Raw genomic sequence first — 20054 nt, 5'->3', positions numbered from 1 at the left:
ATTCGTTTGTTGCAATTGAAAGACCCATATGATATATTCATTTACGGTGTTGAAATCGCACGTCCACCAATTCCGGCAACGGTGCTGCCACTGGCAGAATTGCTTGGAACATGCGGTGAGGCGGAGGTAGGCATCACAAAAACCATTTTTGAAGGAGGTGTGAAATATGGCAGTAATTTCGATGAAACAATTGCTCGAGGCTGGTGTACACTTCGGTCACCAAACTCGCCGTTGGAACCCGAAAATGGCTCGCTATATCTTCACCGAACGTAACGGAATCTACATTATCGACCTGCAAAAAACCGTTAAAAAAGTAGAGGAAGCGTACAACTTCGTGCGTGAACTCGCTCAAGACGGCGGAAAAGTGCTCTTCGTTGGTACGAAGAAACAAGCACAAGAATCCGTAAAAGAAGAAGCTGAGCGCACAGGTCACTACTTCATCAACCAACGTTGGTTGGGTGGTACCTTGACTAACTTCACTACCATCAAAAAACGTACTGCTCGCCTTGCTGAGCTGAAACGTATGGAAAACGATGGCACTTTCGCAGTATTGCCTAAGAAAGAAGTTATCGTACTGCGCAAAGAAATGGATCGCCTGGAGAAATTCCTCGGCGGTATCGCTCACATGGATAAATTGCCAGACGCACTGTTTGTCATCGATCCTCGTAAAGAGCGCATCGCTGTAGCAGAAGCTCGCAAATTGGGTATCCCAATCGTTGCTATCGTAGATACTAACTGCGATCCAGATGAGATCGACTACGTGATCCCAGGTAACGACGACGCAATTCGCGCTGTTAAACTGCTCACTGCAAAAATGGCAGACGCTCTGCTGGAAGGCAACCAAGGCACAGAGCAACAAGCCACAACAACTGCGTAAGCAAGTGTGTAAAAGGGTGGACTGAGGGTGTCAGAGCCCCCGGCCACCCTTTTTTTCTTAGCAAGCATTTGTAACAGTTGACTTGCATTTCCCCTATACTAGGATCGTAACTTTCCAAGGAGGTTTCACTCAATGGCAATTAGTGCACAAGCGGTTAAAGAACTGCGCGAGCGTACAGGCGCAGGTATGATGGATTGCAAACGCGCGCTGGAAGAAACAGCAGGCGACATGGAAAAAGCAATTGACTTGCTCCGTGAGCGCGGTATCGCGAAAGCGGCGAAAAAATCCGGCCGTATCGCAGCAGAAGGTTTGACAGCTACAGCAGTTGCTGGTAACGTAGCAGCAGTTGTAGAAGTAAACTGCGAAACAGACTTCGTAGCGAAAAACCCTGAGTTCCAAGCACTCGTGAAAGACATTGCAGAACACGTTGTATCCCAACGCCCTGCATCCGTTGAAGCAGCTCTGGAGCAACCGTTCAAAGGTGCTGGCGAGTCTTTGGCTCACGTCATCAACGAAAAAATCGCGACTATCGGAGAAAACATCTCCTTCCGTCGTTTCGCTCTGTCCGAGAAATCCGATAGCGGCGTATTCGGTACTTACCTGCACATGGGTGGACGAATCGGCGTTCTGGTAACTTTGGAAGGTACACAAGACGAAGCGCTGGCTAAAGACCTGGGCATGCACGCAGCAGCGTCCAACCCACGTTTCGCTAACCGCGAAGAAGTTTCTCAAGACGAGATCGAACGCGAGCGCGAAGTTCTGAAAAACCAAGCGCTGGCTGAAGGCAAGCCTGCTAACATCGTTGAGAAAATGGTGGAAGGCCGCCTCTCCAAATTCTTCGAAGAATACGTACTGGTTGAGCAACCATTCGTAAAAGATCCAGACAAGAAAGTAGCTGCTTTGTTGAAAGAAGCAGGAGCTACCTTGAAAGGCTTCGCTCGCTTCCAAGTAGGCGAAGGTATCGAGAAGAAACAAGAAGACTTCGCAGCTGAAGTAATGGCTCAAGTGAATAAGCAGTAATAAAGGTATAGGGAACACCTTCGTGTTCCCTATTTTCAAAGCGAGAGTTTCACTTCATGTGAAACTCTCCTGCACGTAAAAAGCAATGTGTGCCGCAGCTTGCAGAAGGAATGCAGGAGGCGCACAGAGAATGATTCATGAATGGAGGCCGTTTCACATGCCACTTCCTGCCTATAAACGGGTTGTGTTAAAGTTGAGTGGGGAAGCACTGGCGGGAGACCTCGGGTACGGAATCGACCCGAAGGTGATTCTCTCCGTAGCGAACCAGATCAAGGAAATCGTAGAATTGGGAGTACAAGTCGCCGTAGTCGTCGGAGGAGGTAACATCTGGCGCGGACTTTCCGGAAGCTCAAAAGGAATGGATCGGGCTACTGCCGACTATATGGGGATGTTGGCCACGATTATGAACTCACTCGCCTTGCAGGATGGGTTGGAAAAAGTGAACGTCCCGACTCGTGTTCAAACCTCGATTGAGATGAGACAGGTAGCCGAGCCATACATACGCCGACGCGCCATTCGCCATCTGGAGAAAATGCGCGTGGTCATTTTCGCTGCGGGAACGGGTAATCCTTACTTTTCTACAGATACAACGGCTGCCCTGCGCGCTGCTGAAATCGAAGCAGAGGTCATTTTGATGGCGAAAAACAAGGTCGATGGGGTCTACTCCGCTGACCCAAGCCTGGACCCAAATGCAGAGAAGTACGATAAGCTGACATTCCTGGAGGTCCTCAACAAAGGATTGGGAGTGATGGATTCGACCGCATCGAGCTTGTGCATGGATAACAGCATCCCACTCATCGTATTTAACATTTCCGAAGAAGGTAATATTCGTCGGGCAGTAATGGGCGATAAAATCGGTACTCTAGTGAAGGGGGAATAAACGATGCCACAAACAGTGCTAAAAGACATGGAAGATCGTATGAGCAAAGCGATCCTCGCTTTGAAAAAAGACTTGTCCAGCCTCCGCGCTGGCCGTGCTAACCCTGCGATGCTGGACCGCGTCATGGTTGACTACTACGGTTCGCCAACGCCAATCAGCCAATTGGCTAACATCAGCGTTCCGGAGCCGCGCATGCTGACCATCCAGCCTTGGGACAAAACAGCGCTGAAAGAAATTGACCGCGCGCTGCAACAGTCCGATTTGGGCATTTCTCCATCCAACGACGGGGTAATCATTCGCCTGATCATTCCTCCGCTTACAGAAGAACGCCGCAAAGAATTGGTGAAGCTGGCTGGAAAAGGCGGAGAAGAAGCGAAAGTTGCCATCCGTAACATCCGTCGTGATGCGAACGATGACATCAAAAAGCTGGAAAAGGCTGCGACCATTTCCGAGGATGAATCCCATCGTCATCAAGAAACGATCCAAAAAACGACAGATAAGTTCATCGCTGAAGTCGACAAGATCGTAAAAGACAAAGAAAAAGACATCTTGGAAGTATAAATTTTAGGGCGATCCCCCTCATTTGAGGGGGATGCACGTCTATATCTCTCATTACGGGGGAACACTTTATGTTAGAACATCTGGCGCGCAAATGGAGCCGCAAGGAAAAACAAACGGTACCAGCCGAGTTGGATCGTTCCGGGAAAATCCCGCAGCATGTTGCGGTGATTATGGACGGCAACGGTCGTTGGGCCAAAATGCGCAATTTACCCCGGGTCGCCGGGCATCGAGCAGGCATGAAAACGGTCAAGGAAGTCGTAAAAGCTGCTGACGAGATCGGCGTGCGCTACATGACCATGTACGCTTTTTCTACTGAAAACTGGAAGCGACCGCGGGACGAAGTGGATTTTCTCATGAAGCTTCCGCAGGAATTTTTGTCGACAGAATTGGATGAATTGATCGAACGGGACGTGCGTATCCGCATGCTCGGCAGCAAAGACGAGCTGCCGTCGCATACACTAGATGCTCTCTTGGAAGCAGAAGCACGTACGCAAAACAATCAAGGGCTTCAATTGTGCTTTGCCATGAATTACGGTGGCCGCGACGAAATCGTCAAAGCTGTTTCCGTATTGGCTTCGAAAGTAAAAGCGGGCGAACTCGATCCACAAGACCTGGATGAAGAGGCGATTTCCCGCTATCTGTATACAAGCGATATTCCAGACCCTGATCTTTTGATCCGCACCAGTGGAGAAATTCGCTTGAGTAATTTTATGCTTTGGCAATTGGCTTACACAGAATTGTGGTTTACGGATGTGCTCTGGCCTGATTTTACCCGTGAACACTTTTATCAAGCGATTGTGGAATACCAAGGCCGAGCTCGTCGCTACGGGGCGGTATAGCCGAGAGGTGGAATCAGTTGAAGCAACGAATCATAACAGGCTTGATTGGTGGAGCGGCATTTCTGTTTTTTATCTACCAAGGTGGAGCCTGGTACTCACTTTTGGTGTTATTACTGGCCGTCATAGGCCATTTTGAATTTATGCGGATGGCTGGCATTCAGCCATTCAATGTGGCAGGGATACTCGGATACGTGCTCATGGCCAGTTTGCTGTGGCCATCGCTCGCGTTTTCTGACTGGCTTCGCATCAGCATGCCGGATCTGATGCTGCCTGTCCTTTTGCTTTTGTTGATTTACTCCGTTCTGCGGAAAAATCAGTTTCACATTGAACACGTCGCCCTTACACTGGTGGGGGCGTTATACATAGGCTTCGGTTTTACATACATGGCCGCAGCCCGCAATCTTCCAGACGGATTGATGCTCACTGCGCTTGTGATTGCTGCGATCTGGTCCACAGATTCGGGGGCCTATTTTGTCGGGAAAGCAATCGGAAAGCGAAAGCTCTGGCCCGAGATCAGTCCGAACAAAACGGTCGAGGGCGCGCTTGGCGGGCTGGCAGCGGCCGTTCTGATCGTGATCGTCATCAATGCTTGCTTCGGCAGCATAGCATTTGACAAGGCACTAACGATTGCCCTGGTTGCCGGCATCATTGGACAAATGGGCGACCTGGTAGAATCGGCATTCAAACGTCATTTTCAGGTAAAAGATTCAGGACAGCTCATTCCCGGACACGGTGGCGTGCTGGATCGCTTTGACAGTTTTCTGCTTGTCTTTCCGGTTTTGCATCTACTAGGTATCGTCTGAAACCTGGTGCATATAGAAGAGATATAGAGGGTGAAATCAGTGAAAAAAATAGCGCTCTTGGGTTCGACTGGCTCGATTGGAACAAGCACCTTGGAAGTGGTTGAACAGCACCCGGAAGATTTTGCTGTCGTCGCAATGGCAGCAGGGACGAATGTGGAGCTGTTTGCCAAGCAGGTCGAAAAGTTTCGGCCTGAGCTTGTTTCGGTGGGGAGCGAGCAAGCGGCTGTCCAGCTTCGCGAACAGTTGGGAAGCGGACATAAACCCGAGATTGTTTTCGGATCAGCGGGGCTTGAACTGGTTGCCTGCCACGATGCCGCCAGCTTTGTCATGACAGCGGTGGTCGGCAGCGTAGGCGTGGCGCCTACCCTTGCCGCTATCGAAGCGGGCAAGACGATTGGACTAGCAAATAAGGAAACGCTGGTGAGCGCAGGTCCCGTTGTGATGAAGCGGGCGAAAGAAAAAGGGGTTTCCATCATCCCTGTCGACAGCGAGCACTCTGCTGTCTTTCAATGTCTGCAAGGAGAAAGAGCAGAAGATGTAGCCCGTATCATCTTGACTGCTTCCGGAGGCTCGTTCCGCCATTTGAGCCGCGAGGAACTGCAACAGGTGACGGTAGAGCAAGCACTGGCGCACCCGAACTGGAGTATGGGCGCAAAAATCACCATTGATTCGGCTACCATGATGAACAAAGGCTTCGAAGTAATCGAGGCCCATTGGCTGTTTGATATGCCGTACGAGCACATTGACTGTGTGCTGCATTATGAAAGTATCGTTCACTCTATGGTAGAATACAAAGACCGGGCCGTTATGGCGCAGTTGGGCACACCTGACATGAAGGTGCCAATCCAGTACGCCATGGGGTATCCCGGCAGACAAAATTTGAGTACAGAACCTCTTGATCTGGTCAAAATCGGCTCGCTTCATTTTGCTGCCATGGATTTTGAACGCTATCCTCTGCTACAATTGGCGTATGAATGCGGGAGAGCGGGCGGTACGCATACCGCTGTCCTGAATGCAGCCAATGAAGTCGCTGTCGACCTTTTCCTGAAAGGCGCCATTGCGTTCCTCGACATCGAAAAGGTTGTCAGACAGACGTGTGAGGCCCATGAGGGAGTACATAATCCCGAGCTGGACGAGATTTTTGCGGCTGATCAGTGGGCGCGCGCTCATGCGCTTGCGTCCGTTTAAGAGACTGGATCTAGACACTCCAACGAAAGGTGGCTGTTCACTTGCCTTTTCCCAACATGGATTCCGTTGAATCAATTCTCGCGATTGTCGTCGTTTTTGGTGCGCTCGTTTTCGTGCATGAGCTGGGGCACTTTCTCTTGGCTAAAAGAGCCGGGATTCTGTGCCGCGAATTTGCACTGGGAATGGGGCCGAAAATCTTTCGCGTGAAGCGGGGAGAAACGGAATACACGCTTCGCCTCCTCCCCATTGGAGGTATGGTCCGCATGGCGGGCGAAGACCCCGAAATGGATATGTTGAAACCGCACATGGAAGTAAGTTTGGAGCGGGATGCGTTAGGAAAGGTAACCCATATTTTGCTGGACGGACCGAATACTGCTTCCCCTCGTGCGATCACGGGGACAGTGGTTCGTTTTGACTTGGAAAACGATTTGCATATCGTAGTGGATGTGGCAGGAGATGAGCGCCAGTTTTCCATTCATCCGCAGGCGCAGTTGGTCAAGGATGGACAAGAGGTGCAGATCGCGCCATTGAACAGACAGTTTAAAGGAAAGACGATCTCGCAGCGCTTCTGGGCGATTTTCGCCGGGCCTTTTGCCAACTTCTTGCTGGCGTTTCTGTTGTTCATCGCTATCGGTCTGCTGTACGGCGTGCCGAAAGACATCCCGTACCTGGGCGAAGTCAGGGCAAATGGACCAGCGGCTGAAGCTGGCTTGATGCAAGGAGACAAAATTATTTCGATTCAGGGACAGCCTGTGGCTTCCTGGAAAGAAATCGTCCAGATTATCAGTACATCGCCGGGCAAGGAAATGAAGTTTGAGTACGAGCGCAATGGACAGCGCAACTCGGTTTTGGTCAAGGTCGGAAAAGACGAAAATAACGTGGGCAAAATCATGGTGACGAATCCGTTGACGTACGCCCCGGGAGAAGTGTTGAAGTACGGCGCGTCCTCGACTTACGAGTTCACGGCGATGATTTTGAAAAGTTTAGGGATGCTCTTTACGGGTTCAGTCGGGCTTAACGACCTGAGCGGACCAGTAGGCATCTTCAAGATGACCGGAGAGTTTGCTCAGCAAGGCATGGCCATTTTGATGAAATGGGCAGCCGTGCTCTCCATCAACCTCGGACTGTTCAATCTGTTGCCGCTTCCGGCACTGGACGGAGGAAGACTCGCCTTCCTCGCGGTAGAAGCGCTGCGTGGACGTCCGGTTGATCCGCATAAAGAAGGAATGGTTCATTTTCTGGGCTTTGCTTTCTTGATGTTGCTGATTCTTGTTGTAACCTGGAACGATCTGCAACGGTTGTTCTTCCAATAACGTACTATCATGATGAGTAGAATACAGACAAATTTAAAGGATGGTGCAAAATGTACAAGCGCGAGGAGACGAAACCGGTTTTTGTGGGAGGCGTGCAAATCGGTGGCCAAAAAAGCGTAGTAATTCAATCGATGACGACAGCAGACACGCGTGATGTAGAAAAAACACTGGCCGAGATTCAAAGACTTCACGATGCTGGTTGCCAAATTGTCCGCCTAGCCGTCATCAATCAAGACGCAGCGCTCGCCATCAAAAAAATCAAGGAGCGTTCCCCGCTGCCGCTTGTTGCCGACATCCATTTTGACTATAGGCTGGCGTTGACTGCGCTGGAAAGCGGCATCGACAAAATCCGGATCAATCCGGGAAATATCGGGTCCATTGAAAGAACAAAGCGCGTTGTGGAGGCTTGCCGCGAGCGGAACGTTCCGATCCGCATCGGGGTAAACTCCGGTTCGGTCGAGAGACGACTGCTGGAGAAGTACGGATATCCTTCGCCAGAAGCGATTGTTGAAAGTGCGCTTGACCACGTGGAAATTTTGGAAGACCTGAACTACGACAATATCGTCATTTCCTTGAAGTCGTCCGATGTGCCGACGATGATCCAGACGTATTCGCTGATGGCGCAAAAACGCAACTATCCGCTGCACGTTGGGGTGACAGAAGCAGGAACACAGTTCTCCGGCACGGTCAAGTCTTCCGTCGGCATCGGTACAGTTCTGTCGATGGGAATCGGCGACACGATCCGCGTATCCTTGACGGCTGATCCGGTAGAAGAAATCAAGGTTGCCAAGCAGATTTTGCGCAGCCTCGATATCGTGAACAACGATCCTGTCGTGATTGCCTGCCCGTCTTGCGGCCGTTGTGCGATCGATCTGATCGGCTTGGCTACAAAGGTCGAGGATGCGATTTCCACTTTGAAAGTGCCGTTGAAAGTAGCCGTCATGGGATGTGCTGTAAACGGGCCGGGGGAAGCGCGCGAAGCGGATGTCGGCGTTGCGGGCGGAAACGGTGAAGGTCTGATTTTCCGCAATGGTAGAATTGTTCGCAAAGTGAAAGAAGATGAATTGTTCGAAGAGTTGATGAAAGAAATTAACGAAATGGTCAACGAGAAAAAGCCGACTGAAGTAGGCTGATCATTGTTGATTGCTGACGAGGCATAAGGAGGACACGCACGTGTTGAAGCAAAGTCAAATGTTGATTCCTACCTTGCGGGAAGTGCCTGCGGATGCGGAGATTGCCAGCCATAAGCTGCTTCTCCGCGCCGGTATGGCCCGCCAACTGGCTTCCGGTATTTATACATACCTGCCATTGGCGCTTCGGACCCTGCATAAAATCCAGGCCATTGTGCGTGAAGAGATGAACAACGCAGGCGCCCAGGAGCTGTTGATGCCAGCGATGCAGCCGGCTGAGCTGTGGCATCAGACAGGCCGTTGGGACGTGTACGGGCCAGAACTCGTACGTCTGCGCGACCGCCACGACCGCTCCTTTGCGCTCGGACCGACGCATGAAGAAGTCATTACCAGTCTGGTTCGTGACGAGATTAACTCTTACAAAAAACTCCCGATCAACCTGTATCAAATTCAAACGAAGTTCCGCGATGAAGTGCGTCCGCGCTTCGGTTTGATTCGTTGCCGCGAGTTTATCATGAAGGATGCGTATTCCTTTGATACGACCCAAGAAGGACTGGATCGCAACTTCCAGGCGATGTACGACGCCTATACGAACATTTTCACCCGCGTTGGCCTGAATTTCCGTGCAGTAGAAGCGGATGCAGGCGCGATCGGCGGAAAAGGCACGTATGAGTTCATGGCACTGTGCGACATCGGGGAAGATACGATTGCTTATTCCGAAGAAGGCGACTTTGCCGCCAACCTGGAAAAAGCAGAAGTCGTGTACAAGCCAGCAACAAAACCAGCTGCAGAAGCGGCAGCAAAAGAAAAAGTGCACACGCCAGGCAGCAAAACGATTGATCAACTCGTACAAGCTTTGCAAGTCGAAGCGAAGCAAATCATCAAGAGCCTCATCTACCGCGTAGACGACAAGCTGGTGATGGTGCTCGTTCGCGGCGATCATGAGCTGAATGAAGTGAAGCTGAAAAACATGTACGATGCAACCTTCGTTGGATTGGCAACAGAAGCGGACATCGTTTCCGTGACGGGAGTACCTGCCGGATTTGTCGGCCCTGTCGGTATCGATGCCGAAAAAGTGGAAATCGTTGCGGACAACTTCGTGCAGGACGTGCACGATGGCATCGTCGGCGCCAACGAGACGGACTACCATCTGTTGCACGTCGTCCCAGGCCGCGATTTTGCCGTTTCCCGCTATGCTGATTTGCGCAACATCACAGAAGGCGATGAATGCCCGCGTACGGGTGGCGCGATCAAGTTTGCGCGCGGCGTAGAGGTTGGACACGTGTTCAAGCTCGGAACGAAATACTCTACGGCTATGGGCGCTACCTTCCTGGATGAGAACGGCCGCAGCCAGCCGATGATCATGGGCTGCTACGGTATCGGCGTATCGCGGACGATTGCAGCGGTCATCGAGCAAAACAACGATGAGAATGGGATTATTTGGCCGGTAGCTGTCGCGCCTTTCCATGTACATGTGATCCCGGTCAATGTTAAAGTAGAGGAGCAGCGCCAAATCAGCGAACAAGTTACGGAAGCCCTGCAAAAAGCAGGCGTGGAAGTATTGTTCGATGACCGCCCTGAGCGTGCTGGCGTGAAGTTCAAGGATGCAGACCTGATCGGACTGCCGCTGCGCATTACCGTATCGGACAAAGCGGCGCAGGAAGGCACGATCGAAGTACGCGTCCGCAAAAATGGAGAAACCGTAAACGTGAAGCTGGAAGACCTCGTATCCGAAGTGAAAGCGATGCTTGCTCGCGTGGATCATACGGGAGCCGCCCTGTTTGGCATCGAGTAGCTTGCAGGATTGAAGGAAGATTTTGTCGAATTTTACGGGGTACTCCCCTAGTCACAATGGGAGTACCTCTTTTTCTTGTTTTTGGGAGGGTGGAATACCGTGGACCGTATACAAGAGCAAAAACAGCGTTTCTCTCTGTTACTCAAGCAAATGGAAGTACCTGAAGAATGGGTCAACCGCTATTTTCTTGACGGGCAGGTCGACAAGCTGGAGCTGTACAAACAAAACAAAGAGTGGGTTTTCCATTTTACATTGCCCAAGCTTTTGCCCGTCGAAGCTTATGCAGCTTTCACGAAGCGATTGACGCAGTCCTTCTCCCATCTGGCGAAAGTCGATGCCAGGTTTTGCTACAGGCAGAAGCCTGCGCTTGATTTTGTCGTGGAGCAGTATTGGGACTTGCTCGTCGGGGGACTGGAGCCGACGCTCAATTCCTTGGCTGCAACGTTGCGTACCGCGAGAAAACAGGTGGAGCAGCAAGAAGTAAAAGTGTACTTGCCGACCGAGATGACAGTCGAAGTAGCCAAGCGAAAGCGCGCTGACAACGAATTGCTTGCCGCTTTCCAAAAAGCGACGGATACTTCCATGCGGTTTTCATTTCATGGTGAGGAGAGCGATGAAGCGTACCAGGCTTTTGTCGAGCAGCGGAATGAAGAAGAGCGGGCGCTGGTTGAAGTCGTCATGACGGCGGCAGCCCAGGAAAACAAAGGCTCCGACAAAACAGAAGCCATCACGACATTGATGATGGGCTACGAGATCAAAGACGCCCCGATCCCGATCTGCGAGATTCAGGAGGAAGAGCGCCGAATCGTGATTCAGGGTGCCGTGTTCAACGTGGAAGTAAAAGAGCTGCGCAGCGGCCGTCACTTGCTGACGTTCAACGTGTCTGACTATACGGATTCATTGACGGTCAAAATGTTTTCGCGTGACAAAGAAGACGTCAAGATGCTGGAAGCACTCAAAGACGGCATGTGGGTCAAGGTGCGCGGGAGCGTTCAGCATGACACCTTTATCCGCGAGCTGGTGATGAATGCCAATGACTTGAACCAGATCGAGCAAGTCATTCGCCGCGATCAGGCGGAAGAAAAGCGGGTGGAGCTGCATTGCCACACGCCGATGAGCGCGCTGGACGCAGTAGCTTCCGTCAAGTCGCTTGTTTCCACAGCGGCCAAATGGGGTCATAAGGCGATCGCGATTACCGACCACGGGGTTGTGCAGGCGTTCCCGGAGGCGTATTCGATCGCGAAGAAAAACAACATCAAGTGCATTCTCGGCATGGAAGCCTACGTGGTGGAAGATGGCATCGACATCGTCTACAACTTGAATGCAGACAACAACTTGCCAATCGACGAGACGACAGAATACGTCGTGTTCGATACGGAGACGACGGGTCTGAATGCTGCCGAGCACACGATTATCGAGATCGCTGCGGTAAAAATGAAAGGGTCGGAAATTGTCGATCAATGGACAGAGCTGATCGATCCGCAACTGGAGATCGGGCCAAAGACGACGGAGATCACGGGGATTACGAACGAGATGCTGCGCGGTCAAGACACGCTCGACGTCGTGCTTCGCAAGTTCAAGGATTTTACCGGCGACGCCGTGCTGGTTGCGCATAACGCCGAGTTTGACAAGGCGTTTATTAACGCGTGTGCCAAGCGCATCGGGATGGAGCCGTGGAACAACCCGTTTTTGGACACATTGCCCCTGGCGCGGATGATGTACAAAGGCATGCGCAACTACCGTCTCGGTTCACTCGCCAAGAAGTTTAATGTCGAGCTGATCAACGCTCACCGGGCGTTGGACGATACAGTCGCACTCGCACACGTCTTCCAGCAAATGCTTAAAGATATCAAGGAAGCGCAGATCAAGTCGCTCGCCGAGCTGAACGAAAAAAGCAACGAAGAAGCCGATTACAAGAGCGGACGTCCTTTCCATGCCACGATTTTGGTGAAAAACAAGGAAGGTCTCAAAAACTTGTACAAGCTCGTCAGCCGCTCCCACGTGGAGACGTTCTTCCGTTGGCCTCGCATCCAGCGCAGCCAGCTGAGCAAATACCGCGAAGGCTTGCTGATCGGGACGGCGTGCAAAGACGGAGAGCTGATGCAGTCGATTTTGCGCGGGAAGTCGCCCGAAGAATTGAAGGAAGTCGCTGCTTTTTACGATTTCCTGGAGATTCAGCCTATCGCTCATTACTCGCCGCTGCTCCGCAACGAAGAGATTCCTTCGCTGGAGACGATGAAAAACTATCACAAAATGATCGTGGACATGGGAAAAGAGATGGGCAAGCTGGTCGCTGCGACAGGCGACGTTCATTTTCTCAATCCACAGGATGAAATTTTCCGCGATGTGTTCCTGTTGTCAAAAGGCGATCCGACAGCAGGGAATCAACCGCCTTTGTATTTGCACACGACAGATGAAATGCTGGAGTCCTTTTCCTACCTTGGCGAAGAGCTGGCCAAAGAAATCGTCGTGACGAACACCAATGCCATAGCCGACATGATCGAGGACGTCAGCCCGATTCCAGACAAGCTGTACACCCCGATTATCGAGGGAGCAGATGATGAACTGCGGGAAATGTGCTACAACAAGGCGAAGCTGCTCTACGGCGATCCATTGCCGGAGCTGGTGGAAAAGCGTCTGGAAAAGGAACTGAACAGTATCATCACGCACGGCTTCGGGGTTATTTACTTGATTTCGCAGCGTCTGGTGACCAAGTCGCTTCAGGATGGTTACCTGGTTGGCTCGCGTGGATCGGTCGGGTCCTCCTTCGTGGCGACGATGTCGGAAATTACTGAGGTAAATCCGCTGCCGCCGCACTATCGTTGCCCGAATTGCAAGCATAGCGAATTTATTACGGACGGTTCCATCGCTTCCGGTTTCGACTTGCCTGACAAAGAATGCCCGCAGTGCGGAACCAGCTTTGCAAAAGACGGACAGGATATTCCGTTTGAAACGTTCCTTGGCTTCAAGGGAGACAAAGTCCCGGATATTGACTTGAACTTCTCGGGTGACTATCAGCCGCGAGCCCATAAATACACGCAAGAGCTTTTCGGCGCAGACTACGTATATCGCGCAGGAACGATTGGTACTGTCGCGGAGAAGACAGCGTACGGCTATGTGAGAAAGTACGCTGATGAGCGGGGCATGACTTTGCGCAATGCAGAGATATCCCGGATCGTGAACGGATGCACGGGCGTCAAACGGACGACTGGGCAGCACCCGGGCGGAATTATTGTTGTTCCTGACTACATGGAAATTGAAGATTTTTGTCCGATCCAGTTCCCGGCAGATGATAATGAATCCGAGTGGCGCACGACCCATTTCGACTTCCACTCGATCCATGACAACTTGCTGAAACTCGATATTCTCGGACACGACGACCCGACCGTCATTCGCATGCTGCAAGACTTGACAGGCATGGACCCGAAAACGATCCCGCTCGACGACAAGAAGACGATGTCCATTTTCAGCTCGACAGAAGCATTGGGTGTGACACCGGAGCAGATTGGGACGAATATGGGAACGCTCGGCATCCCCGAGTTTGGAACCAAGTTCGTTCGCCAGATGCTTGAGGATACGAAGCCGACGACATTCGCCGAGCTTGTCCAGATTTCCGGGTTGTCTCACGGTACGGATGTATGGTTGAACAACGCCCAGGATTTGATCCGCAACGGCATATGCAAACTGCCTGAAGTTATCGGTTGTCGTGACGACATCATGGTTTATTTGATCTATAAAGGTTTGGAACCGTCCCGCGCATTCAAAATCATGGAGTCTGTGCGGAAAGGGAAAGGCGTGCCGGAAGAGGATCAGGAAGAAATGCGCAAAAACAACGTACCGGATTGGTACATCCAGTCTTGCCAGCGCATCAAGTACATGTTCCCGAAAGCCCACGCCACGGCTTACGTGATGATGGCTGTGCGGATTGCCTACTTCAAGGTGCATCGTCCGCTTGAATTTTACGCGACTTACTTCACTGTGCGGGCAGATGACTTCGATATCCCGTTGATGGTCAAAGGCTCCGCTGCCATCCGGCAAAAAATCGACGAAATCGAAGGCAAGGGCCACGACGCGCAGCCGAAAGAGAAAGCGCTGTTGACCGTGCTGGAGATGGCGCTGGAGATGGTGGAGCGCGGCTTCCGGTTTGCCAACGTCGACCTGTATGAATCGGACGCGACACGCTTCCTGATCAAAGGCGACTCGCTGATTGCTCCGTTCAACGCTTTGCCAGGCTTGGGCACGAACGCTGCGATCAGCATCGTGGAGGCGAGAGAACAAGGAGAGTTTTTGTCGAAGGAAGACCTGCTGTCCCGTTCCCGCATCTCCAAGACGATTTTGGAGTATCTGGAGGAACAAGGCGCTCTGAAAGGACTGCCGGAATCGAACCAGCTGTCGCTGTTCTAGTCCGGCCTAGCGGGCCCGCGTATCCAAAGGTTGTCAGCGAAGGGCTGTTATGCTATAATTTTTTTGGAAATACTGGTTTTATACGCATGGCAGATCGAGAGTGGGGAAACCCACTCTTTCTTTCTGGTTACACCTCATGGTTCAAACGTAAAGGAGGTACTTGCTTGAGCAAGGTAACGGGCATCGTCACCGAACTGGTCACGCCCATTGTTGACGAATTGGGTTTGGAACTGGTTGACATCGAGTACAAAAAGGAAGGCAGCAACTGGTTTCTGCGCGTGTTTATCGACAATGAAACTGGCAACATCGACATCGATGACTGCAGCCTTGTCAGCGAGAAGCTGAGTCAAAAACTTGACGAAGTAGATCCGATTCCGACTGCATATTTTTTGGAAGTATCTTCGCCGGGTGCTGAGCGTCCGTTGCGCAAGGATAAGGATTTTACCAAAGCTGTCGGCAGGCATGTGCACATTACAACCAAAGAGCCGATAGAAGGAGCAAGCCAGTTCGAGGGCGAACTGATATCGTACGAGGACGGCAAACTGACTGTTAAAGAAGCGAAAAAAACGTACGTGATTTCCCAAGAGCAAATTGACACGGCACGAATGGCAATCGTTTTCTAGATTGCTGGTGGCCGGTGGGTAAGTAAAGGAGGAGGCAACGAAAGTCATGAACGGCGATTTTATCGAGGCTCTAGAAGCCATTGAGAGAGAGAAAGGCATCACCAAAGACGTGCTGATCGAGGCCATCGAAGCGGCTCTTATCTCTGGATACAAACGTAACTTCAACTCGGCCCAAAATGTACGGGTGGATGTAAATCGTCATTCAGGTATGGTTCGCGTGTATGCACGCAAAGAAGTGGTGGAAGAAGTTTTTGACCCGCGCCTGGAGATTTCCCAGGAAGCTGCCCAAGAAATCGATCCGAATTTTAGACTGGAAGATATCGTGGAAATCGAGGTTACGCCTCGTGACTTCGGACGAATTGCTGCACAAACCGCGAAGCAAGTGGTGACACAGCGCATTCGCGAAGCGGAGCGCGGCCTCATTTACAGCGAGTTTATCGAGCGCGAAGACGATATCGTTACAGGGGTTGTCCAACGCATGGACGCCCGCAATTATTACATCGATCTTGGCAAAGCGGAAGCTGTTATGCCGATCACCGAGAAAATGCCGTCCGAAGATTTCAAGTCGCAAGATCGCGTGAAGGCATACATCATTAAAGTAGAAAAAACCACCAAGGGTCCGCAAATCGTCGTTTCCCGTACTCATCCGGGACTTTTGAAGCGCCTCTTTGAATTGGAAGTGCCAGAGATTTACGATGGTGTGGTTGAAATCAAGTCCGTTGCTCGCGAAGCAGGCGACCGTTCCAAAATCGCTGTTCATTCCATCAACCCGGATGTAGATCCTGTAGGGGCATGTGTTGGTCCAAAAGGCATGCGCGTACAGACGATCGTCACCGAGCTGAAGGGCGAGAAAATCGACATCGTCCGCTGGTCTGAAGATCCGGCCGAGTACGTAGCCAACGCGCTCAGCCCGGCGAAAGTGCTTCACGTTGAAGTCAACCTCGCGGAAAAAGTAACCCGTGTCATCGTGCCGGATTACCAATTGTCGCTTGCGATCGGTAAACGTGGACAAAACGCTCGTCTCGCTGCCAAGCTGACTGGCTGGAAGATCGACATCAAGAGCGAATCCCAGGCAGATCAAGAAGGCATCGTCTACCCGAAAGAAGTAGAGGGCGATGAAGGAGTCGACAACGAATAGTCATGAAGCAAAAAAAGATCCCTTTGCGTAAATGCATTGTTTGCCAAGGAATGTTTCCGAAAAAGGAATTGATCCGTGTGGTCCGAACGCCGGCTGAAGAGATCGTCATCGATCTGACGGGAAAGGCGGCAGGACGCGGTACCTATGTGTGTCGGCAGGAAAGCTGTCTGAAGCCGGATGCGTTCGCATCGGGAAAATGGAAAAAAGTGCTGGAACGTGCCCTCAACATGTCCATCGCGGAAGAAAAGTATGACGCTTTTCGCGAGAAGTGGCTGGAGATGATGGGACGATGATCCCGAAGGCAGCTCAGCTGCTCGGAATTGCGATGCGCGCGAGAAAAATCGTGACAGGAGAGGAATTGGTCATTACGTCTATCCGCAATGGCCAGGCTCGTCTGGTTTTGCTCGCATCAGATGCATCAGACAATACCGCCAAAAAAGTCAAGGATAAATGTTCCTATTACGGGGTCTCATGTATAACCACAGGCGACCGACATTCATTGGGACACGCAATCGGAAAAGATGGGCGCGTTACCGTGGCGGTGACCGATGGGAAGTTGGCTGAAAGCATTCAGCGTCTGCTCACCTAACTTAGAAAGGGTGAAGTTTATTTGAAGACACGTGTGTATGAATATGCCAAACAGCACAACATGAGCAGTAAGGAAATCCTCAATTTGCTAAAGCGATTGAACATAGAAGTAGCAAATCATATGAGTATCATGGAAGAAGGGACGATTAAGCGGATCGAGGATCACATGGCCAAATTGCGCGCCGGTTCCAAGCCGGAAGGACGCAATACGCCAAGTGATGCAAGACCAAAGCCAATGGACGAACAACGACGCCCCAACGAATCCAGAGGACAGCAGACCCCGTCCCAGCAACAGCCGGGGCAAGGTCAGCAGTCACAAGCTGCCAAAAGCGATAGACAAAACGATCGCGGCGGTTTTGCTACCAGCAACAATCGTCCAGTCAACACCACAGCAAGTGGAAAACAGCCCGATCAGCAAAGTCCTCAACATGGAAAAAATCAGGGGAAGAATCAGGAGAGAAGACCAAACCATATGAGAAGTCAACCTGCGAAACCGAGTGACCGCAAACCGCAAAACCAACAACGACCACAAGGCCAAGGCCAACAAAGACCACAGAACCAACAGCAAAGACCGCAAAACCAACAGCGTCCTCCGCAACAGGCTGCTGCGACCAGCCAAACCGAGACGCGCACAGGTGATGAGTTTGAAGACAAAGTAAAACTCCCATCCAACGTCGGTATGGAAAAGCGCGAGAAAATCAAAAAAGCGCCGCAAACGCAAAAGACGTTTGAAGACAATAAAAAGAGCCAGCCTTTCCGTGGCGGCAATAACCGCAACAACCAAAACAACCGTCGTGGCGGCAATCACAACCAGCGCGGTGCCCAAAAAGCGCAGCGCCCTGTGATTGAACCACCAACGAAAATCACTTTTACCGATTCCTTGACAGTGAACGAGTTGGCTGTGAAACTGCGCAGAGAACCGGCGGAAATCATCAAAAAGTTGTTTAATTTGGGGATCATGGCAACGATCAACCAATATTTGGAACGCGAAGCGATTGAGTTGATCTGCGCTGACTACGGCGTAGAAGTGGAAGAAAAAATCATCATCGACGAGACAAACTTCGAAACGCTGGAAGAAGTAGATGCACCAGAAACCCTTTTGGAGCGTCCTCCGGTTGTTACCATCATGGGTCACGTTGACCACGGAAAAACGACTTTGCTCGACGCCATCCGCTCTACCAACGTAGTAGCAGGCGAAGCAGGCGGTATCACCCAGCACATCGGTGCTTACCAGGTAGAGATCAAAGGCAAGAAGATCACGTTCCTCGATACGCCTGGTCACGCGGCGTTCACAACGATGCGTGCACGCGGTGCGCAAATTACGGACATCACGATTCTCGTGGTTGCAGCCGATGACGGTGTTATGCCACAAACCATTGAAGCGATCAGCCATGCGAAAGCAGCGAACGTTCCGATCATCGTAGCTGTGAACAAGGTCGACAAACCGGAAGCCAACATCGACCGGATCAAGCAAGAACTGACCGAGTATGAACTGGTTGCAGAAGAATGGGGCGGCGAAACCATTTTCTCTCCTCTGTCTGCCAAACAGCGTACAGGTATCGAAGAATTGCTGGAGTACATTTTGCTCGTCGCAGAAGTTCAGGAGCTGAAAGCAAACCCTGACAAGCGCGCGCGTGGTACGGTAGTAGAAGCCGAGCTGGACAAAGGCCGCGGTCCTGTAGCGACCATCCTGGTACAGCAAGGAACACTGCGTGTCGGCGATCCGATCGTAGTCGGTTCTGCTTATGGCCGTGTTCGTGCGATGGTGAACGACAAAGGCCGTCGTCTGAAAGAAGCAGGCCCATCTACGCCAGTGGAAATCACAGGTTTGAACGATGTGCCGCAAGCTGGCGACCAGTTCCGCGTATTTGAAGACGAGAAAAAAGCTCGTGCGATCGGGGAAGCCCGCGCAGTCAAACAGCGCGAATCCGAGCGCCGCGAAAGCTCTCGCGTATCGCTGGACGATCTGTTCCAACACATTCAGGAAGGCGATATCAAAGAGCTGAACCTGATCGTAAAAGGCGACGTGCAAGGTTCTGTAGAAGCTCTGCGCGGTTCCCTGGAAAAGATCGACGTCAACGGTACCCGCGTGAAGATCATTCACACTGGTGTCGGAGCGATTACCGAGTCCGACGTAACCTTGGCGAACGCATCGAATGCCATCATCATCGGTTTCAACGTGCGTCCTGAGCCAAACGCTCGCAGCATGGCTGAACAAGAGAAGATCGACATTCGCCTGCACCGCGTTATCTACACCGTCATCGAAGAGATCGAGCAAGCCCTGAAAGGCATGCTGGACCCTGTTTACAAAGAAAACATCATCGGTCAGGCAGAAATCCGCGAAGTATTCAAAGTATCCAAAGTCGGAAACATCGCTGGTTGCTATGTAACCGAAGGCAAGCTGAGCCGTGATGCAGGTGCCCGTCTGATTCGCGAAGGCATCGTCATTTACGAAGGCAAGCTGGACACCTTGAAACGCTTCAAGGATGACGCTAAAGACGTAAACGCAGGTTACGAGTGCGGTCTGACCTTGGAACGCTTCCAAGACCTGAAAGTTGGCGACGTTGTCGAAGCTTTCGTCATGGTTGAAGTGAAGCAATAATGATAGCAGGGGTGCAGATCGAACTGTTTCTGCCCGCTTGCCAAAACTTGAAAGAAAAACGGGCCATCGTCAAAAGTCTGATTGCCAAGCTGCGAAGCCGTTTCAATGTCTCCGCAGCTGAGGTGGCTTATTACGAGCAGTGGCAGCGTACCGTGTTGGGTATCGCTGCCGTTGCTAATGAAATGTCATTTTTACAACAAGAAATGCAGGCTGTGGTGCGATTTGTGGAAAACCATCCCGATGCCGAGTTGATTCGGGTCGATACGGAATACTACGAATAGGACAGCCAGCGG

The 20054-nt window shown here is 51.5% G+C and carries 17 protein-coding genes; all 17 read left to right on the top strand.

Features of this window, described 5'->3' with window-relative positions; all coding sequences use genetic code 11:
• Positions 1-166: 166 nt before the first annotated feature.
• The 17 genes from rpsB (at position 167) to HP435_RS16670 (ending at position 20042) form a co-directional block, all read left to right on the top strand.
• Entirely contained in the window at positions 167-877 is a 711-nt protein-coding gene (gene rpsB / locus HP435_RS16750) for a 30S ribosomal protein S2 (protein ID WP_063227604.1), read from the top strand.
• 132 nt (positions 878-1009) lie between these two features.
• Positions 1010-1897 carry a translation elongation factor Ts gene (tsf, locus tag HP435_RS16745; protein WP_122965219.1) on the top strand — a complete coding sequence of 296 codons (888 nt, stop codon included), beginning with the start codon at positions 1010-1012 and terminating at the stop codon, positions 1895-1897.
• Between the two features lie 157 nt (positions 1898-2054).
• Complete coding sequence (pyrH, locus tag HP435_RS16740) at positions 2055-2777, top strand: UMP kinase (protein ID WP_063227712.1); 723 nt, start codon at positions 2055-2057, stop codon at positions 2775-2777.
• 3 nt (positions 2778-2780) lie between these two features.
• On the top strand, positions 2781-3338 hold the full coding sequence (gene frr / locus HP435_RS16735) for a ribosome recycling factor (RefSeq protein ID WP_122965220.1): 558 nt from the start codon (positions 2781-2783) through the stop codon (positions 3336-3338).
• A 68-nt stretch (positions 3339-3406) separates the two neighbouring features.
• The gene (locus tag HP435_RS16730; RefSeq protein WP_122965221.1) at positions 3407-4177 is read left to right on the top strand and encodes an undecaprenyl pyrophosphate synthase; all 771 of its coding nucleotides are present in this window, start codon (positions 3407-3409) and stop codon (positions 4175-4177) included.
• Positions 4178-4194: 17 nt separating this feature from the next.
• Positions 4195-4980: a phosphatidate cytidylyltransferase gene (locus HP435_RS16725; protein ID WP_122965222.1), complete on the top strand. Its 786-nt coding sequence runs from the start codon at positions 4195-4197 to the stop codon at positions 4978-4980.
• 39 nt (positions 4981-5019) lie between these two features.
• Positions 5020-6168, top strand: coding sequence for a 1-deoxy-D-xylulose-5-phosphate reductoisomerase (locus HP435_RS16720; protein ID WP_173598905.1), 1149 nt, complete (start codon positions 5020-5022; stop codon positions 6166-6168).
• 41 nt (positions 6169-6209) lie between these two features.
• Positions 6210-7481: an RIP metalloprotease RseP gene (rseP, locus tag HP435_RS16715; RefSeq protein ID WP_173598873.1), complete on the top strand. Its 1272-nt coding sequence runs from the start codon at positions 6210-6212 to the stop codon at positions 7479-7481.
• 50 nt (positions 7482-7531) lie between these two features.
• Positions 7532-8614: a flavodoxin-dependent (E)-4-hydroxy-3-methylbut-2-enyl-diphosphate synthase gene (gene ispG, locus HP435_RS16710; RefSeq protein WP_122965223.1), complete on the top strand. Its 1083-nt coding sequence runs from the start codon at positions 7532-7534 to the stop codon at positions 8612-8614.
• A 43-nt stretch (positions 8615-8657) separates the two neighbouring features.
• Positions 8658-10406 (top strand): proline--tRNA ligase, encoded by a 1749-nt coding sequence (locus tag HP435_RS16705; protein WP_167470345.1) that lies wholly within the window; start codon positions 8658-8660, stop codon positions 10404-10406.
• A gap of 99 nt (positions 10407-10505) precedes the next feature.
• Positions 10506-14810 carry a PolC-type DNA polymerase III gene (locus HP435_RS16700; protein WP_173598872.1) on the top strand — a complete coding sequence of 1435 codons (4305 nt, stop codon included), beginning with the start codon at positions 10506-10508 and terminating at the stop codon, positions 14808-14810.
• A 164-nt stretch (positions 14811-14974) separates the two neighbouring features.
• On the top strand, positions 14975-15433 hold the full coding sequence (gene rimP, locus HP435_RS16695) for a ribosome maturation factor RimP (RefSeq protein ID WP_063227597.1): 459 nt from the start codon (positions 14975-14977) through the stop codon (positions 15431-15433).
• A gap of 46 nt (positions 15434-15479) precedes the next feature.
• The gene (nusA, locus tag HP435_RS16690) at positions 15480-16571 is read left to right on the top strand and encodes a transcription termination factor NusA (protein WP_063227596.1); all 1092 of its coding nucleotides are present in this window, start codon (positions 15480-15482) and stop codon (positions 16569-16571) included.
• Positions 16572-16573: 2 nt separating this feature from the next.
• Complete coding sequence (rnpM, locus tag HP435_RS16685; RefSeq protein ID WP_122965226.1) at positions 16574-16864, top strand: RNase P modulator RnpM; 291 nt, start codon at positions 16574-16576, stop codon at positions 16862-16864.
• The gene (locus HP435_RS16680; protein WP_122965227.1) at positions 16861-17160 is read left to right on the top strand and encodes a YlxQ family RNA-binding protein; all 300 of its coding nucleotides are present in this window, start codon (positions 16861-16863) and stop codon (positions 17158-17160) included. The genes rnpM and HP435_RS16680 overlap by 4 nt, the downstream gene beginning before the upstream one ends.
• Before the next feature lie 21 nt (positions 17161-17181).
• The gene (infB, locus tag HP435_RS16675; protein WP_173598871.1) at positions 17182-19761 is read left to right on the top strand and encodes a translation initiation factor IF-2; all 2580 of its coding nucleotides are present in this window, start codon (positions 17182-17184) and stop codon (positions 19759-19761) included.
• Positions 19761-20042: a DUF503 domain-containing protein gene (locus tag HP435_RS16670; protein WP_173596495.1), complete on the top strand. Its 282-nt coding sequence runs from the start codon at positions 19761-19763 to the stop codon at positions 20040-20042. Before infB ends, HP435_RS16670 begins: the two co-directional genes overlap by 1 nt.
• Positions 20043-20054: the final 12 nt, after the last annotated feature.

Origin of the sequence: Brevibacillus sp. HD3.3A (assembly GCF_013284375.2) — a bacterium.
GTDB lineage: Bacteria > Bacillota > Bacilli > Brevibacillales > Brevibacillaceae > Brevibacillus > Brevibacillus parabrevis.
This window is presented reverse-complemented; position numbering and strand designations above follow the sequence as displayed.

Bases quoted from the DNA above. Each gene is read 5' to 3' on its own strand.
- nusA (WP_063227596.1), top strand. From the start codon at position 15,480: ATGAACGGCGATTTTATCGAGGCTCTAGAAGCCATTGAGAGAGAGAAA.
- rpsB (WP_063227604.1), top strand. From the start codon at position 167: ATGGCAGTAATTTCGATGAAACAATTGCTCGAGGCTGGTGTACACTTC.
- HP435_RS16670 (WP_173596495.1), top strand. From the start codon at position 19,761: ATGATAGCAGGGGTGCAGATCGAACTGTTTCTGCCCGCTTGCCAAAAC.
- HP435_RS16730 (WP_122965221.1), top strand. From the start codon at position 3,407: ATGTTAGAACATCTGGCGCGCAAATGGAGCCGCAAGGAAAAACAAACG.
- pyrH (WP_063227712.1), top strand. From the start codon at position 2,055: ATGCCACTTCCTGCCTATAAACGGGTTGTGTTAAAGTTGAGTGGGGAA.
- frr (WP_122965220.1), top strand. From the start codon at position 2,781: ATGCCACAAACAGTGCTAAAAGACATGGAAGATCGTATGAGCAAAGCG.
- rnpM (WP_122965226.1), top strand. From the start codon at position 16,574: ATGAAGCAAAAAAAGATCCCTTTGCGTAAATGCATTGTTTGCCAAGGA.
- tsf (WP_122965219.1), top strand. From the start codon at position 1,010: ATGGCAATTAGTGCACAAGCGGTTAAAGAACTGCGCGAGCGTACAGGC.
- HP435_RS16680 (WP_122965227.1), top strand. From the start codon at position 16,861: ATGATCCCGAAGGCAGCTCAGCTGCTCGGAATTGCGATGCGCGCGAGA.
- ispG (WP_122965223.1), top strand. From the start codon at position 7,532: ATGTACAAGCGCGAGGAGACGAAACCGGTTTTTGTGGGAGGCGTGCAA.